This window comes from Brevundimonas sp. (assembly GCF_044336875.1).
Taxonomy (GTDB): Bacteria; Pseudomonadota; Alphaproteobacteria; order Caulobacterales; family Caulobacteraceae; genus Brevundimonas.
On the sequence record NZ_JBIIOP010000001.1, the window covers coordinates 193,111 to 208,945 of the forward strand.

At 70.2% G+C, this 15,835-nt stretch carries 15 protein-coding genes; 5 read left to right on the top strand and 10 right to left on the bottom strand.

Annotated elements, in window-relative coordinates; genetic code table 11:
• Positions 1-86: 86 nt before the first annotated feature.
• Both ACIQ1T_RS00985 and ACIQ1T_RS00990 read right to left on the bottom strand, forming a co-directional pair.
• Positions 87-443: a DUF6481 family protein gene (locus tag ACIQ1T_RS00985; RefSeq protein ID WP_395942620.1), complete on the bottom strand. Its 357-nt coding sequence runs from the start codon at positions 441-443 to the stop codon at positions 87-89.
• 243 nt (positions 444-686) lie between these two features.
• Entirely contained in the window at positions 687-872 is a 186-nt protein-coding gene (locus tag ACIQ1T_RS00990) for a hypothetical protein (RefSeq protein ID WP_395942621.1), read from the bottom strand.
• Positions 873-1,378: 506 nt separating this feature from the next.
• On the opposite strand from ACIQ1T_RS00990, the gene ACIQ1T_RS00995 reads away from it, so the two are divergent.
• Positions 1,379-2,530 (top strand): cell wall hydrolase, encoded by a 1,152-nt coding sequence (locus ACIQ1T_RS00995; protein ID WP_395942622.1) that lies wholly within the window; start codon positions 1,379-1,381, stop codon positions 2,528-2,530.
• Between the two features lie 5 nt (positions 2,531-2,535).
• On the opposite strand, the gene ACIQ1T_RS01000 is transcribed toward ACIQ1T_RS00995, so the two are convergent.
• The 5 genes from ACIQ1T_RS01000 to nadA all read right to left on the bottom strand — a co-directional run bounded on the left by ACIQ1T_RS01000 (position 2,536) and on the right by nadA (position 7,378).
• Positions 2,536-2,739 carry a hypothetical protein gene (locus tag ACIQ1T_RS01000; protein WP_395942623.1) on the bottom strand — a complete coding sequence of 68 codons (204 nt, stop codon included), beginning with the start codon at positions 2,737-2,739 and terminating at the stop codon, positions 2,536-2,538.
• A gap of 76 nt (positions 2,740-2,815) precedes the next feature.
• On the bottom strand, positions 2,816-3,676 hold the full coding sequence (gene nadC / locus ACIQ1T_RS01005; RefSeq protein WP_395942624.1) for a carboxylating nicotinate-nucleotide diphosphorylase: 861 nt from the start codon (positions 3,674-3,676) through the stop codon (positions 2,816-2,818).
• Between the two features lie 195 nt (positions 3,677-3,871).
• Positions 3,872-5,392: an L-aspartate oxidase gene (locus tag ACIQ1T_RS01010; RefSeq protein ID WP_395942625.1), complete on the bottom strand. Its 1,521-nt coding sequence runs from the start codon at positions 5,390-5,392 to the stop codon at positions 3,872-3,874.
• The gene (locus ACIQ1T_RS01015; RefSeq protein ID WP_395942626.1) at positions 5,389-6,240 is read right to left on the bottom strand and encodes a metalloprotease; all 852 of its coding nucleotides are present in this window, start codon (positions 6,238-6,240) and stop codon (positions 5,389-5,391) included. Before ACIQ1T_RS01015 ends, ACIQ1T_RS01010 begins: the two co-directional genes overlap by 4 nt.
• 58 nt (positions 6,241-6,298) lie before the next feature.
• The gene (nadA, locus tag ACIQ1T_RS01020; protein ID WP_395942627.1) at positions 6,299-7,378 is read right to left on the bottom strand and encodes a quinolinate synthase NadA; all 1,080 of its coding nucleotides are present in this window, start codon (positions 7,376-7,378) and stop codon (positions 6,299-6,301) included.
• Between the two features lie 334 nt (positions 7,379-7,712).
• On the opposite strand from nadA, the gene ilvA reads away from it, so the two are divergent.
• Complete coding sequence (gene ilvA, locus ACIQ1T_RS01025; protein ID WP_395942628.1) at positions 7,713-9,227, top strand: threonine ammonia-lyase, biosynthetic; 1,515 nt, start codon at positions 7,713-7,715, stop codon at positions 9,225-9,227.
• A gap of 60 nt (positions 9,228-9,287) precedes the next feature.
• Here ilvA and ACIQ1T_RS01030 read toward each other — a convergent pair whose 3' ends face one another.
• Positions 9,288-9,686: a host attachment family protein gene (locus ACIQ1T_RS01030; protein WP_395942629.1), complete on the bottom strand. Its 399-nt coding sequence runs from the start codon at positions 9,684-9,686 to the stop codon at positions 9,288-9,290.
• A gap of 109 nt (positions 9,687-9,795) precedes the next feature.
• On the opposite strand from ACIQ1T_RS01030, the gene ACIQ1T_RS01035 reads away from it, so the two are divergent.
• A complete protein-coding gene (locus tag ACIQ1T_RS01035) occupies positions 9,796-10,509 on the top strand; it encodes a LamG domain-containing protein (RefSeq protein WP_395942630.1) in 714 nt (237 codons plus the stop codon).
• A gap of 81 nt (positions 10,510-10,590) precedes the next feature.
• On the top strand, positions 10,591-11,400 hold the full coding sequence (locus ACIQ1T_RS01040; RefSeq protein ID WP_395942631.1) for a tetratricopeptide repeat protein: 810 nt from the start codon (positions 10,591-10,593) through the stop codon (positions 11,398-11,400).
• Here the strand turns inward: ACIQ1T_RS01040 and ACIQ1T_RS01045 are convergent.
• On the bottom strand, positions 11,397-11,936 hold the full coding sequence (locus ACIQ1T_RS01045) for a methylated-DNA--[protein]-cysteine S-methyltransferase (protein ID WP_395942632.1): 540 nt from the start codon (positions 11,934-11,936) through the stop codon (positions 11,397-11,399). The two genes, ACIQ1T_RS01040 and ACIQ1T_RS01045, sit on opposite strands and share 4 nt — an antisense overlap.
• A complete protein-coding gene (locus ACIQ1T_RS01050) occupies positions 11,933-13,036 on the bottom strand; it encodes a bifunctional transcriptional activator/DNA repair enzyme AdaA (protein WP_395943105.1) in 1,104 nt (367 codons plus the stop codon). Before ACIQ1T_RS01050 ends, ACIQ1T_RS01045 begins: the two co-directional genes overlap by 4 nt.
• Positions 13,037-13,162: 126 nt before the next feature.
• On the opposite strand from ACIQ1T_RS01050, the gene ACIQ1T_RS01055 reads away from it, so the two are divergent.
• The gene (locus ACIQ1T_RS01055; protein WP_395942633.1) at positions 13,163-15,793 is read left to right on the top strand and encodes a M14 family metallopeptidase; all 2,631 of its coding nucleotides are present in this window, start codon (positions 13,163-13,165) and stop codon (positions 15,791-15,793) included.
• Positions 15,794-15,835: the final 42 nt, after the last annotated feature.

The following is a 15,835-nucleotide window of genomic DNA, read 5'->3' on the forward strand; positions in this document are numbered from 1 at the left end:
GCCAGGTCAAAGCCGGGACTGGAGCAAAGAAAAACGCGCCGCGGAAACCGCGACGCGTCGATCCTTCAGGAAAGGGGCTCGAAGCCTTACCGGCGCGCCTTGCGCGCGGCGTAGCGGGCGTCCCGCTTGGCCTTCTGCTCTTCCTTGGTCAGTTGCTTGCGCGCCTTGCGATCGGCGCGCTTCTCGGCGTCGATCTCTTCCTGGGCGGCGAGCTCGGCCGCCATGCGGGCGGCGTCCTTTTCAGCCTTCTCGCGGCGCTGTTCGGCCTTGGCCAGCTCGTGCTGCTGGCGCAGGGCTTCCTTCTCGGCGGCGCGCTTTTCAGCCAGGCGGTCGAATTCGGGGTCGGGGGCGGCGGCCTTCGGCTTGAATTTGGCGAGCAGGGCCTTCTTGGCCTCCTGCTGGGCGGTAATGCGGTCGGAAAATCCGGTCTTCAGATCTTTCATGCGAAAGCGTCAGGGTTCCTTGTGAACGGCCAGGGGCGGCCATCGGGGGTCGGGCGGAAGCGAAAGACGCGCGACCCGAAGCGGGGCGCACAAACCCGAAATGGGCGGCAAAAGCAAGGTTCACCGCAGCGAAATCGGGCCGACGCGCGATCTGACACAGATATAGCGTCCGGCGAGCGTCCAGTGATGCAGATAGGTCGCGCCCCTGTCCAGGACAAGGGAAGGCCAGGGGCGCATTGGGGCCTAGTTGGGTTTCTGCGCCTGTCCGACAACGGTTCCGGCGGCGCCGCCGACGGCCGCTCCGACCGGTCCGCCGACCACGGCGCCGGCGACCGCGCCGCTGGCGGCCTTCTGTTCGATGGTGGTTCCGCAGGCGGCCAGGGCCAGGGTTCCGGCGGCGACGGCCGCCATAACGATGATTCGCGACATGAGCTTCTCTCCAAAAGTGAAGCTTCAACGCTACGGTCACGCTCAGGTTCCCGCCCGCGCGACAAGTTGCGAATACGAACTGCGGCCTCGGGATGAACAGAAGCCGGCGCCGTTTTTAGCTGACCCCGCCGGATGTCACATTTGCAAATGAAGAACCCGTGCATTCCAATACAGTATTCGTCTCATTGACTGTCACATTGCCGCCGGGATTGTCACACAATCTAGGCGACAGCGTGAAAATACCTAATCGTTTCGACAGCTTAACCATCGACTTGCGAATCGGCCACATTGGGGTCACAAACTCCGTTATATAGGCCCGTCCTCGACGCCCGGGCCGAATGAGCCGTGCGCCGAAACGCAGGCTGGAACGCGACCGCAGAGTCGCCCGGCAGGCGAACTACCCGGGGGCAGCGTTTCTCGCCCTGCTGAACAGGACTAACTCGTTGTCGCATTCCTCGCAGACGCGCGCCGTTTCGGCTGCCGATCGTGTGGCGAAGATCAAGCCCATGACGGCTGCAGCCGTGTTCGGCGGTCTGGTGGGACTGGCGATCGGCGGCGCCTATCTGGGCGGGACCATGGCGCGCGCGACGACGCTGCGCGCCCAGGCCGAACGGATCCAGGGCGCCACCGCCGCCGGCTTCACCGAAGAGGCCCTGTCCGCCGCCGCCGGCGGTCTGGACGCCAGCGCGCTCTCGATCGCCCGTCGACACGATCCCTACACCAGCGCCGGCTCGGCCCAGCGCGACCGCCAGGCCGAATTGCTCGCCGCCCGCCTGGACCAGTTGGGCGACAACCGCGACCCCAATCTGCGTCACACCAATCTGACCGCTCCGGTGGGGGCCAAGCCCTTCCGCATGGAGCACGCGCTGGACGCCAGCCGCGATCTCGATTGCCTGACCCAGGTCGTCTATTACGAAGCCCGCGGCGAGGGCCGCGACGGCATGCAGGCCGTGGCCCAGGTGGTCCTGAACCGCGTCCGCCACCCCGCCTTCCCCAAATCCATCTGCGGCGTCGTCTATCAGGGCGCCGCGCGCCGCACCGGCTGCCAGTTCTCCTTCACCTGCAACGGCGTCATGCGCGGCCGGGTGAACCAGACCGCCTGGAACCGCGCCCGGACCGTCGCCTCTGGCGCCCTGTCCGGCTCGGTCTATTCGGCCGTCGGCAACGCCACCCATTTCCACACCACCGGGGTCTCGCCCGTCTGGCGCAACTCGCTGGTCCGCGTGAACCAGGTCGGCAGCCATCTCTTCTATCGCTTCGGCGGTCGTTCGGGCTCCAGCGGAGCCTTCACCTATGCCGCCCGCCCGTCCACCGGCGCCGAACAGCAGCCCCGTCTGATCCAGGCCGGCCTCAACCCGGTCGAGACCGCGCGTCAGGCCGGTCAGGCCGTGGCCTATTCGCTGGTCTTGGCCCAGGAAGGCCTGTCGATGCCGGAACCGGTCGCGCCGCAGCCGCGTCAGGCGTCGACCGCCCAGCGTCAGCCCGCAGCCGTGACGTCGCGTCCGGCCGCCCAGACTGACGCCGCCGCGCGCGCCGCCGCCTCGGCCCAGCCTGCCGCCCGACCCGCGACCCGCGTGTCCGAAACCCCGGCCCGCAGCACGCGCCCCGCGCCCGCAGCGGCCAAGGCCGAAGCCACGGACGTCTCAAACCCCGTCTGACCGCCCTAGCGGTTCCCGGACTTGTGCTGGGTCGTCAGATTCTGCTGAAGGTTTCCGAACCGACCCTGTTCGGCCAGATTGGCGTCCGCGTCGCCCGGCTGACCGGACTGCAGACCCGTGGCTGTGTCGCGCCGGTCCACCACGACGCCGTCCAGGTTCGCATTGCCGAAACTGCGTTGCTCGTCTGGGGTCTTGGGCATCTTGGACATGGCGTCCTCCTTGTTCGTTGAGGAGGAAACGCCCGCCCGGAATCCCCGTTCCGTACGGCGCCGCTGCCCGCGCCGATCAGAGGGCGTCCAGGCCGATGTCCAGCACCGGCGCCGAATGGGTCAGAGCGCCGACCGAGATCACGTCCACCCCGGTCTCGGCGATGTCGCGCACGGTCGTCAGATCGACCCCGCCCGAGGCCTCCAGCGTGATCCGCCCCGCAGTCCAGGCCACCGCGCGACGCAGATCGGTCAGGCTGAAATTGTCCAGCATGATCACATCCGGCGCCACATCCTCGCTGATCAGAGCCAGCACCTCGCTTAGCTGATCCAGCCCGTCGACCTCGACCTCGACCTTCATCAGATGGGGCGCGAAAGCCCGCGCCCGGCGCACGGCCTCCCCCACCCCGCCGCAGACGGCGACGTGGTTGTCCTTGATCAGAATGGCGTCATCCAGGCCGAAGCGATGGTTCATCCCCCCGCCGCAGGCCACGGCGTGCTTCTCCAGCGCACGCAGACCCGGCGTGGTCTTGCGGGTGTCGGCGATCCGCGCCTTCGTCCCCGCCACCGCCTCGACATAGGTGCGCGTCAGGCTGGCCACGCCCGACAGCCGCCCGACCAGGTTCAGGGCCGTCCGTTCGGCGGACAGGAAGGCCCGGGCGTTCGCCTCGACCACCGCCAGGGTCGCGCCCGCCGCGAAGGCGTCGCCGTCGTTCAGCTTCACCTCGACCTCGGCCTGCGGATCCATGGCCAGCACCGCCAGCCGCACGCAGTCGATCCCGGCCAGCACGCCGGGCTTGCGCGCGACGAAGGCCGCCTTCATCCGCGCGTCTTCGGGGATGCAGGCCATGGCCGTGACGTCCCCGGCCCGGCCCAGATCCTCGGCCAGGGCCATGCGCACGACAGGCTCGATCAGCAGTTCGGGAAGAGAGCGGGTCACGAGCGGCTCCAGCCAGTAATCCTCCCCCATCGGGGGAGGGGGACCGCGAAGCGGTGGAGGGGGCCCGCCGCGTCACAGTCGCCTGATGTCCAATACCGGAGGGGCGTCGGGGGGGGGGGGGGCGCCCCGCCCCCCGCGCCGCCCCCCCCCTCCACCACGCTACGCGCGGTCCCCCTCCCCCTATGGGGGAGGATTTCATTCCGCCGCCTCCAGCGCCGCCGGCCGCGGCATACGCACCCGCGTATGATCCGCCGCCCCGGCCGTCTCGGGACAGTCGGCCCGGTAATGTCCGCCCCGGCTCTCGCGCCGGTCCAGCGCCGCCTGGACGATCAGCCGCGCCGCCAGCAACGCCGCCGCCGTCCCGTGCGCCGCTTCCAGCCGGTCGATCAGGGCGATCAGGCCCGACAGCCCCTCGGCCGTCCGCACCACCCCGGCCTGGGCCGTCATGGCCGCACGCAGTTCCGCCAGAGCCTCGTCCGGCAGATCGGGCGACAGGACCGTCGGCAAGGGCCGTCCCCCGCCCGTCTCGGCCGCCGCCGCCGTCCCGGCCCGCCGCCCGAAGGCCGCCGCCTCCAGCAGGGAGTTGGACGCCAGCCGGTTCGCCCCATGCACCCCGGTCGCCGCGCATTCGCCCACAGCGAACAGACCCGCCAGGCTGGTGCGCCCATCCGCATCGGCGGCGATCCCGCCCATGTGATAGTGGCAGGCCGCCATCACCGGAATGGGGCTGACGCGCGGATCCAGGCCGCTGCGCATACAGGCCGCGAACACGGCCGGAAACTCGTGCGGGAAGGCCTCGCCGATGGCCGCGCGCGCATCCAGATAGGCGCCCCGCCCATCCATCCGCGCCGCATGGACCGCCCGCGCCACCACGTCGCGCGGCTTCAGATCGGCGTCGTCCGCCTCGCCCAGCAGGAACCGCCCCTCGCCGTCGATCAGCCGCGCGCCCTCGCCGCGCAGGGCCTCGGTCGCCAGGGGCGCCGGGTCCAGCCCCACGTCGATGGCGGTCGGGTGGAACTGCACGAACTCAGGATCCAGGATCTCCGCCCCGGCCCGCGCGGCCAGGGCCAGGCCTTCGCCCTTCAGGGCCGAGGGCGTGGTGGTGGCGGCGAACAGGCCGCCCGCTCCGCCGGTGGCCAGCACCACCGCCGTGGCCGAAATCTCGATCCGCTTGCCGGTCGGCCCGCGCGCCACGACCGCACCGACCACCCGGCCGTCGGCGTCCTGGGTCAGGGCCTTCAGCCGCGCGTCATCCCAGACCTCGATCAGTTTCTCGGCCCGCACCGCCGCGACCACGGCCGACAGGATGGCCCGCCCGGCCCCGTCGCCGCCGACCCGCGCCACGCGCGGCACCGAATGGGCCGCCTCCAGACTGACCACGAAGCCGCCGTCAGCCTCACGGTCGAACGGCGCGCCCAGGGCCGCCAGCCATTCCACCGTCGCCCGTCCAGCCCCGGTCAGGGCCCGCGCCGCCGCGCCCTCGACCAGACCCGCGCCCGCCGCCTCGGTGTCCTGCGCGTGCAGTTCTGCGGAATCCACGGCCGTCAGGGCCGCCGCCATCCCCCCCTGCGCCCAGGCCGACGAACAGGCGTTCAGCAGGGGTTCGGGCGTCACCACCAGAACCTTGGCCCCGGCCCGCGCCGCCTCCAGCGCGGCAGACAGTCCGGCGAGGCCGGCGCCGACGATCAGCGGCCCATCATGACGCGTTCGGTTCACCGTCCCACTCCGAGATAATTCAGGCCCAGGCGCATCGCCCCGGCCGGATCGCCTTCGACCATGGGCAGAAGCGCGCCCAGAGCCGCCGCCGCACACAGGGCCAGGGTCAGCAGATAAAGGGCCAGGCTCTTGCCCGCCTCGGGCCAGCTCAGCGTGCCCCAGGCCGCGCGCCAGACGCCGCGCTTCAAATGGCTGAACACCGACAGGGCCAGAAAGGCCGCCAGGATGAACCGCCCGGTCGACAGCCCCCACCAAACCACGGCCACGCCGATGACCAGCAGGACGATCTGCTCCAACCGGGGATGCACCCGCGTCAACACCGGCCCCAGCGCCCGCGACCCGTCCAGCGGCGGGGCGGGAACCAAGTTCACCAGATTGAGCATGGCGATGAAGAAGGCTCCCATCAGCCACTCCCCCTGCCCTGTCGCCATCCAGACGCCGACGAAGGGGATCATGGCCAGCAGGCCGAACGCCGGCCCGGCCAGCGACACCAGCACGCCATCCCACTCGCTCTTGGGCTCGCGCCGCCCCTTGGCCAGACCGCCCAGGAACGGAATGATGTAGATCCGCGCCGGCCCCATGCCGAGCTTGTTCATCGCCAGGGCGTGGCCCGCCTCGTGCACGAACAGGCCGATCAGCACCGCCCCCGCCGCAATGGCGCTCTGGGTGATGAACCACAGGAAGCCGCCCATCAGGGCCGTCGACAGCAGGGCCCAGACCAGGCTCTGGTCCTTCTCGACCGGCTCTTCGACGAAGGCAGGCTGAGAGGTCGCCTCGGAGACGACGGCCTCATCGGGCTTGGCGTCCCATGGACCGGGCGTGCGGGCGGGTGTGTCTGTATTGCTCATGGCGTCCAGATGGGCGCGACCGACCGTCCCGTCGCCGGGACCGATCGCCGCGTCACGCTCAGATCAGCTCCACATCGACGTGATGACGCGCCTTGACGATGTCGTAGCGCGCCGGGATCGCCGGTGGCGGCAGGTCGATCATCCGCTGCACGGCCATCCGGCCCCGCTCGATCATCTCCTCCGGCACCGTCACCTCGAACTGCATGTGCAGCAGGCAGTCGTGGATGTTCTGCAGCGTGATCCGCTTCATGTGCGGGCACAGGTTGCAGGGGCCGACGAACTCGACGCTGGGCACGTCGCCCTTGATGTTGGACGCCATCGAACATTCGGTGATCAGCACCACCCGCTTGGGCTTCCGCTGCTCGACATAGTCGGTCATGGCCGCCGTCGATCCGGCGAAGTCCGAGGCTGCCAGGATCTCTTCCGGGCATTCGGGGTGGGCCAGGACCTCGGCGTCGGGCCAGGCGTCGCGCATGTCGGCGATGTCCTGGGCGGTGAACCGCTTGTGCACCTCGCAATGGCCCTTCCAGGCGATGATGCCGACCGTCGTCTGGGCGGCGACGTTGCGCGCCAGGAATTCGTCGGGGATCAGGATGACGCGATCGACGCCCCATTCCTTGGCCGCCCATTCCACCACCTGGACGGCGTTGGCGCTGGTGCAGCAGATGTCGGTCTCGGCCTTCACCTCGGCCGTGGTGTTGACATAGGTGATGACCGGCAGGCCCGGATAGCGCTGCTTGATCAGCCGCACGTCCGCCCCGGTAATCGAGGACGCCAGCGAGCATCCGGCCTTCAGGTCCGGGATCAGCACGGTCTTCTCGGGGCTCAGGATCTTCGAGGTCTCGGCCATGAAGTGGACGCCCGCCTGGACGATCACCTTCGCATCCGACCGCGCGGCCTCCTTGGCCAGACCCAGGCTGTCGCCGACATAGTCGCCGACCCCGTGGAAGATCTCGGGCGTCATATAGTTGTGGGCCAGGATCACGGCGTCGCGCTCGCGCTTCAGCCGATTGATCTCGCTGATCAGCCGCGCCTGTTCGGGCCATTCCAGCGGCGTGACGTGGTCCTTGACCTTCGCCCACACCCCGGCGGTCTCCCGCTCCAATTCCTTCGTCAGACCAAAGGCGCCGTCCGCCATGACCGTCTCCTCGCACCCTTATGCTCAAAGTTAGCATAAGCAGAACCAATGTAGGCCGATGGAGAGGCGGCGCAAGGGGAAACCGTTCGAACAGTCCCTCTCCCGCTTGCGGGGGAGGTGGCCCGGCGTTCGCGAAGCGAACCAGGGTCGGAGGGGGAAGTCTCGTTTTCAAGAAGGCGATACTCCCCCCATCGTCAGGCGTCTCGCTACGCTCGACGACCTGACACTTCCCCCGCAAGCGGGGGAAGGACAGCAAAAACCTTTCCCAACACCACGACTTCGCCTAGACGAAAGCCCGTTTCCTTTCCGACTTCAGCGCCTTTCCGACACAACCATGCAGGACACCATCCGCCGCATCCTCACCGCCCGCGTCTATGACGTGGCGGAGGAGACGCCCCTCGATCCGCTGCGTCGTCTGTCGGCCCGGCTCGCCCGGCCCGTCCTGCTGAAGCGCGAGGACCTGCAGCCGGTCTTCTCGTTCAAGATCCGCGGCGCCTACAACAAGATCGCCGGCCTGTCCGAGGCCGAACTGTCGAAGGGCGTCATCTGCGCCTCGGCCGGCAATCACGCCCAGGGCGTGGCCCTGGCCGCCGCGCGCCGCAACACGCCTGCGACCATCGTCATGCCGACCACCACCCCGGGCATCAAGGTCGCCGCCGTCCGCGCCCTGGGCGGCGAGGTCGTGCTGCACGGCGACAGTTTCGACGCCGCCTACGCCCACGCCCGCGACCTGGAGGCCCAGACCGGCGCCGCCTTCATCCACCCGTTCGACGACCCCGAGGTCATCGCCGGCCAGGGCACGGTCGGGCTGGAGATCGCCCGCCAGCACGCCGACCCGATCGAGGCCGTCTTCGTCCCCATCGGCGGCGGGGGCCTCGCCGCCGGCGTCGCCGCCATAATCAAATTCCTGCGCCCGGAGACCAGGGTCATCGGCGTCGAACCCGTCGATGCGCCCACGATGAAGTCGGCCATCGCCGCCGGCCAGGTCGTCACCCTGAACGAGGTCGGCCTGTTCGCCGACGGGGTCGCGGTGCGCCGCGCGGGCGACCTGACCTTCGCCCTGTGCAAGGATCTGCTGGACGAGATCGTCCTGGTCGACACCGACGCCATCTGCGCCGCCATCAAGGACATCTTCGACGACAGCCGCGCCATCGCCGAACCCTCGGGCGCCGTGGCTTTAGCCGGGCTCAAGGCCTGGGCCGCCGCACATCCGGGCGCAGGCAGCCTGATCGCCGTCAATTCGGGCGCCAACCTCAACTTCGACCGACTGCGCCACGTCGCCGAACGCGCCGAGATCGGCGAGGGCGCCGAGGCCCTGCTGGCCGTGGCCATGAAGGACGACCGCGACGACTACCGCCGCTTCCTGAACAGCCTGGACGGCCGGTCGGTGACCGAGTTCAACTACCGCTGGTCCGGCGACGGCGCCGCCCAGATCTTCGTCGGCGTGGCCCTGCGCAACGGCCCGCACGAGCGCGACGATCTGATCTCGACGCTCCGCTCGGGCGGCTACGCCGTCGAGGACATGAGCGACAACGAGACCGCCAAGCTGCACGTCCGCTACATGGTCGGCGGCCGCACCGTAGGCCTGCCGCACGAACGCATCCTGCGCTTCCAGTTCCCGGAACGGCCGGGCGCCTTCCTGCGCTTCCTCAACAGCCTCCAGCCCGCCTGGGCCCTGACCCTGTTCCACTACCGCAACCACGGCGACGACGTCGGCCGGGTGCTGGCCGGGATCAGCGTCCCGCCGCAGGACCAGGACCGGTTCGCCGCCGCCCTGGCCGACTTGGGCTACCCCTACGTCGACGAGACCGACAATCCCGCCTGCCGCCTGTTCCTCGACGGCGCCTGAACGACAAAAGAGCGGCGACCGTTTCCGGTCGCCGCCCTCGAATCTCGCCGGTCGTGGGGGTCAGGCCTTCTCGATCGCCGCCGCGATCTGGTCGCTGTTGTGTCCCGTCAGGTCCTTGGCGATCTCGCCCGCCAGCTTGCCCTGCAGATCCTTGTGCCAGTGCTTGCGCAGCTCCCCCAGGGTCTTGGGCGCGGCGATGACCAGCAGTTCGTCGATCTTGTTGGTGACCGACCATTTGTTCAGCACCTCGGCCACGCCCATGGCGAACCCGTCCTCGGCCTGGGTGTCGTTGTCCGGATTGGCCTCGCTGGAGCGCCGCCCGGCCGAGCCCGAAACCCGATCCTCGATCTCCGGCAACTGCAGGGCCGTCAGCCGGATCTCGGTCCCGTTGGTGTTCTTGAACAGGGCCAGCTTCTCGCCGTCGACCACCGCCACCAGCGCGCCGTTTGATAGTTTCATCTTGGATGCTCCACTCTGTTCTAGGCCAGGGGTAACGACCGCGCGGCCAACCCGTTGCCACCGTCCGCCGATGCCCTAGTGTCGCGGCCCAGCCTTTCGCGAGCCCCTCATGCCCCTGCGCCCGCCCCTCGACCGCCGCGCCGTCCTGACCGGGGGCGCCACCGGTGTCCTCGGCCTGACCCTGTCCGGCTGCGCCGCCTTCCCGGCCTCGTCCAGGCCGCACCAGACCGTCTGGACCTTCGATCGGCTGACCGACATCGGCGGCGTCCAGACGACGGTCGAAGGCGCCCCCGCCCTGATCGACAGCCCCTATGGCCGCGCCGTCCGTTTCGACGGCGTCGACGACGCCCTGTTCATCGCCGAACACCCTTTAGCCGGCGCCGAGACCTTCACCTTCGAGGCGATCTTCCGCCCCGACGGCGGCGCCTTCGAGCAACGCTGGTTTCATCTGGCCGAGGAAGCGCCCCCCGGTCAGCCCCCGTCCCAGACTCGTTTCCTGTTCGAGATCCGCGTGGTTCAGGACCGCTGGTACCTGGACGCCTTCACGCGCGGCCCCGGCTACAACCACACCCTGATCTTCCCCGAACGCCTCCACCCCTGCGGCCAGTGGCATCATGTGGCCCAGACCTTCGACGGAACCACCTACCGCGCCTATGTCGACGGCGTGCTGCAGGGCGAGGCCCCCCTCGCCTTCAAGCCACAGGGTCCCGGCCGCGCCTCGGTCGGCTGCCGCATCAACCGCCTGAACTATTTCAACGGCGCCGTCCGCCAGGCCCGCTTCACCCCCGCCGCCCTGCCGCCCGAGCGGTTCACCATGCGCTGACCTCGGATCACCTCGCACGGTCTCTCGCCATCGCCTTCAGGTTGTGATTAAGCTGGCGGCCGGGAGAGGGAGAAGACGATCGTGCTGAAGGTTCTGGCCGCCGCCATGACGCTCGCCATCGCCGCGATGACGACCACCCCCGCTCACGCCCTTGCGACGGCCGCTGCGGCTGATGCGCCGGAAATGTCGCAGCAGGAGAAGCGGGACCACGATCTCTTCGTCCGCGCCAATACCGATTTTCAAAGACGTGGACACGCGGCCCTCGCGCGGCATCTTCCCGCCCTGCGTCAGGCCCTGGACCGGATGCCGGCCGACTATGGCCAGGTGGCGAACGGGGACGGGCAGAGCATCGTCAGAGTCAGCGATCCCGGCGACGTCCTGATCATGCTGGTCTCCTTCGCCGCCGCCCACGAAAAGGGCGAGCAGCCGGCAGGCAGCGCGACGGCCCTGCCCAATGTTTATGGCGACATCACCATGATGCTCGCCTCCGAGGCGGTCGAGGCCCGCCGTTACGAGGAAGCCGTCGCCTATCTGGACCGAACCCTGAAGGTCCAGCCGCAAAACTGGATGCTGCTGAGCGAAAAGGCCGCCGCCCTGCAGGGGCTGGCGCGCTGGGAGGAGGCCCTGGCCCTGGCCGACGACGCCCTGGCCTCTTCCGATCTGCTGATGGCGTTGCATCGCGGCCCCTTCCATCGCCGCCGCGGCTTCAGCCTGATCGAGCTGGGCCGACTGGACGAAGCCAAGGCCGCCTACGAGGCCGCGCTGGAACTCGACCCCGAAGACGCCAACGCCAGGCGCGAACTCGAATACATCGCCCAACTGAAGGCCGGCGCCCCGGCGACCGCGCCCCAGGTGATCGCGCCGTTCGCGCCCGAGCCGCCCAAGACCTAGAGCAGCCGCCCGCCGGCCTCGTGGGCCAGCAGCCAGCGTTTTCGCTCCAGCCCGCCCGCATAGCCGGTCAGGGTTCCGTTCGCCCCGATCACCCGGTGGCAGGGCACGATCACCCCGACCGGATTGGAGCCGTTGGCCAGACCCACCGCCCGCACCGCCTTGGGCGAACCGATCGCCGCCGCCAGCTGGCCGTAGCTGCGCGTCTCGCCGGCCGGGATCGCGCGCAGGGCCCGCCACACCGCCCGCTGGAAGTCTGTGCCTGCGGTCTCGACCGCGATCCCGTCGAAGGCCGCCATATCCCCGGCGAAATAGGCCGCCACCGCCGCCCGCACCGTCTCTGGCGCCCGTCCGTCGACCAGAACCACCTCGCCATAGTGGCGGCGCAGCAGCAGGCGCAGCCGGGCCTCGTAGTCGTGGAAGTCCAGCGCCCGCACCACGCCCTCGGCGTCGGTCACGACCAGCACCTCGCCCACCGGCGAAGGAATGCGGTCCAGGGTCAGTTCCATCGCGGCCCCGTTCTTCAGCGACTTGCTCATTGCGCCTCTCCTTCGGTCTGGTTCCAGTATATCGCCCCATAGGCCCGCCACGGTCGCCACCGCTCCGCGCGCGCCGCCAGGGCCGCATCCGCCGTCTCCAGCCGGTCGCTGGGCGCCTCTTCTCCGGCGTCGATCCAGTCGCCTGCCGGCCTCAGCCCCGGCCGCGCCTCCAGGGCCGCCGCCAGAACCGCATCGGCCGACAGGTCGCGCGCGATCGCCTCGGGATCGGCCGCCAGGTCGAACACCCGCCGCACCCGCGCCAGCACGCCGGGCAGGGCCTTCAGCTCGCCGATCCGCGCCTCGATCGCCGCCTTGCCCGCCGCGCCTTGGCGCACCGTCACCGAACCCTCGGTCCCGTCCACGGCCGTCCGCAAGGTCCGCGTCCAGACGCCCCCGTCGACCGCCTCGTCCGGCGCGCCCCGCGTCGCCAGAGCCCGCATCATCGCGTCCCAGTCATAGGGCGGGCGATAGGCCAGGCCGATCCGCACCGCCTCGGTCCGTTCGCCTCCACCCTCGTCCCTGGCCTCGCCCCTGGCCTTGCTCCGCCTCAGGTCCGACGGCGCCCGCCCGTACAGGGCCTGGAAGGTCTCGTTGAACCGCCGCACGCTGCCGAAGCCGGACGCCAGGGCCACCTCGGCCATCGACAGACCGGTCTCGTGGATCAGCTGCTTGGCCAGCAGCACCCGCCGCGTCTGGGCCACGCTGACCGGCGCCGCCCCCAGATGCTGGCGGAACAGACGGCGCAGATGCCGCTCGCCCACCCCCAGCCGCGCCGCCAGGCCGTCCGCATCCCCCTCGTCCAGCGCCCCGGCCTCGATCAGGGCCAAGGCCCGGCTGACGGTGTTGGACGTCCCCCGCCACGCCCCCATCTCCGGCGCGGTCTCCGGCCGACAGCGCAGACAGGCGCGGAACCCGGCGGCCTCGGCCGAGGCCGCCGTCGGATGGAAGATCACATTCTCCCGCTTCGGCGTCCGCGCCGGACACACCGGCCGGCAATAGATCCCCGTCGAGGTCACGGCCGTAAAGAACCGCCCGTCGAACCGCGCATCCCGCGCCCCGAGGGCGCGCCAGCAGACCTCTTGATCCAGCCTCTGTTCCATGGGCCGCAAGATGGGGCCTCGGCCTCGCGATGTCTCGCGGTTTTCGGACATCAATGCGCGTGCACGCACCGTTTCCTTTTCCGATCCTGCGGCTAAGGTGTCCGCCTCCCAGGGGTTTATCCGTTCATGTCCATGCTTCGTCGTTCCGTGCGTCCGCTCGCCCTCACCCTGGCCGGCGCCTGCGCCGCCGCCCTGCTCGCGGCCCAGCCCGCCTTCGCCCGCCAGACAGGCGCCGAAATCCCGACCGTCCGCCAGACCCTCGGCTACGACAGCGGTCAGGAGATCAGCCGCGCCGCCGACGTGCGTCGCTATTTCGAGGCCCTGAAGACCGCCGCCCCGACCCAGGTCGTCCTCGGCGACTACGCCAGGACCTGGGAGGGCCGCCCCCTGTTCTGGGCCGCCGTCGGCTCGCCCGCCAACATCGCCCGGCTGAACCAGATCAAGGCCAATGCGCGCGCGCTGGCCGATCCGCGCGCCACCTCGACCCAGCAGGCGTCCAACATCATCGCCGACCAGCCGGTCATCGTCTGGATGGCCTATTCGGTCCACGGCAATGAGATCAGCCCCGCCGACGCCTCTATGGAGGCGGCGCGCCGCCTGCTGACCGACCCGACCGCCCAGGCCTGGCTGGCCAACACCGTCGTCGTCTTCGTCCCGACCCAGAACCCCGACGGCCGCGAGCGTTTCCTCAACAGCTTCGCCTCGGGTCGCGGCTCCGTCGTCAATCCCGACCCGGCCTCGGCCGAGCGGGACGAGCCCTGGCCCAGCGGCCGCTACAACCATTATCTGTTCGACCTGAACCGCGACTGGTTCATCCAGACCCAGCCCGAGACCCAGGGCCATTCCGCCCAGGTCCGCGACTGGCGCCCCCAGGTCGTCGTCGACAGCCACGAGATGGGATCGGACGAGACCTTCTTCTTCCCGCCCGAGGCCGAGCCGCTGAACCCGTGGATCTGGCCCCGCACCCTGGAGAACCGCGCCCTGTTCGGCCGCAACACCGGCGCCCGGTTCGATGCGGCGGGCCTGCCCTACTTCAACCGGAAGGTCTATGACGCCTTCTATCCCGGCTATGGCGACGGCTGGCCCGGCTATCTGGGCGCCGTGTCCATGACCTACGAAGCCGGTTCGGCGCGGGGCCTCGCCGCCCGCCGCAGCTCGGGCGAGGTCTTCACCTACGCCGACACCGTCCGCGCCCACCTGACCGCCACCCTGGCCACCATCGAGACGGCCTCGCGCAATCACGACCGGCTGTTGAACGACTTCTACGCCTATCACCGCGACGGCATGTCGGGACGCGGCGCCTATGTCCTGCCGCGCGCCAAGGATCCCGCCGCCGCCGACCGTCTGGCGGGCCTGCTGGTCCGTTCGGGCATCGAGGTCGGCGTCGCGCGCCAGGCCTTCGGCGCCTGCGGCGGCCAGTACCGGGCCGGCGACTATTTGGTGAACCTCAGCCAGCCCCAGCGCCGCATGGCCGAGGTGCTGCTGACCCGCGACGTGCCCATTCCGCCCGCCTTCCTGGCCGAACAGGAGCGCCGTCGTTCGCGCGGTCTGGGCGACGAGATCTATGACGTCACCGCCTGGTCCCTGCCCCTGATGTTCGGCGTCGACGCCGCCCGCTGCAACAGCGCGCCGGGCGTCGCCGTCGACGCACGCGGTCCCGAACTGGTCACGCCCTCGGCCGTCCGGAACGCCGAGGCCCGCTACGGCTTCCTGGTCGCGCCCGGCTCGGCCCAGCCCCGCTTCCTCGCCGCCGCCCTCCAGGCCGGCCTGACCATCAGCTCGGCCGACAAGCCCTTCGCCCAGAACGGCCGCGACTGGCCCGCCGGAACCCTGATCCTTCCGAAAGCCGGCGCCCCCGCCGATCTGGTCGCGACCCTGAACCGTCTCGCCGCCGACACCGGCGCGGAAGTGGTCGGCACGGACGAATCCTGGGTCGATAGCGGCGCCAGCTTCGGATCGGGCGACGTGGTGCGGCTGCGCGCCCCGCGCATCGCCCTGGCCTGGGACAGCCCCGCCGCCCCCGACGCCGCCGGCGCGACCCGCTGGACCCTGGAACAGGACCTCGGCTATCCGGTGACCGCCATCCGCGCCGGCAGCTTCGGCGAGGCCGACCTGTCGCAATACCAGGTCCTGATCCTGCCCGAGGGCCGCAGCTACAAGTCCGTCCTCGGCGAAGACGGGGTCAAGGCCCTGCACGACTGGGTCTCGCGCGGCGGCACCCTGATCAGCCTGGGAACCGCCACCCGCCTGCTGACCGACGCCGACAGCCATATGCTGGCCTCGCGCCGCCAGGACGCCGCCGAACAGGACGAGGCCGAGAAGAAGTCCGCCCTGCGCATCGAGAACCAGACCGACTACGCCGCCCTGCTGGCCGAGAGCGGGCACGGCCCGGACTCGGTCGCCGGCGTCCTGGCCCGCGCCCATGTCGACCCCGACCACTGGATCGGCGCCGGCCTGCCGTCCGAACTGAATGTCTTGGTGCGCGGCGCCGACATCTACGCCCCGCTGAAGCGCGGCGAAGGCAGCAACGCCGTCCGCTTCGAAGGTTCCGACACCCTGCTGGCCTCGGGTCAGCTCTGGGCCGAGAACCAGGCCCAGCTCGGCTACAAGCCGGTCGTCATGATCGAGACCCTGGGCGCGGGCCAGTTGATCGCCTTCACCCAGGACCCGACCGTGCGCGGCTATCTGGAAGGCCTGAAGCCCCTGTTCGCCAATGCGGTGTTCAAGGGTCCGGCCCACGTCTCGCCGCGCTGGTGAACCCCTGATCGCGGGAGCCGTGAAGACGGCTCCCGCACCGCA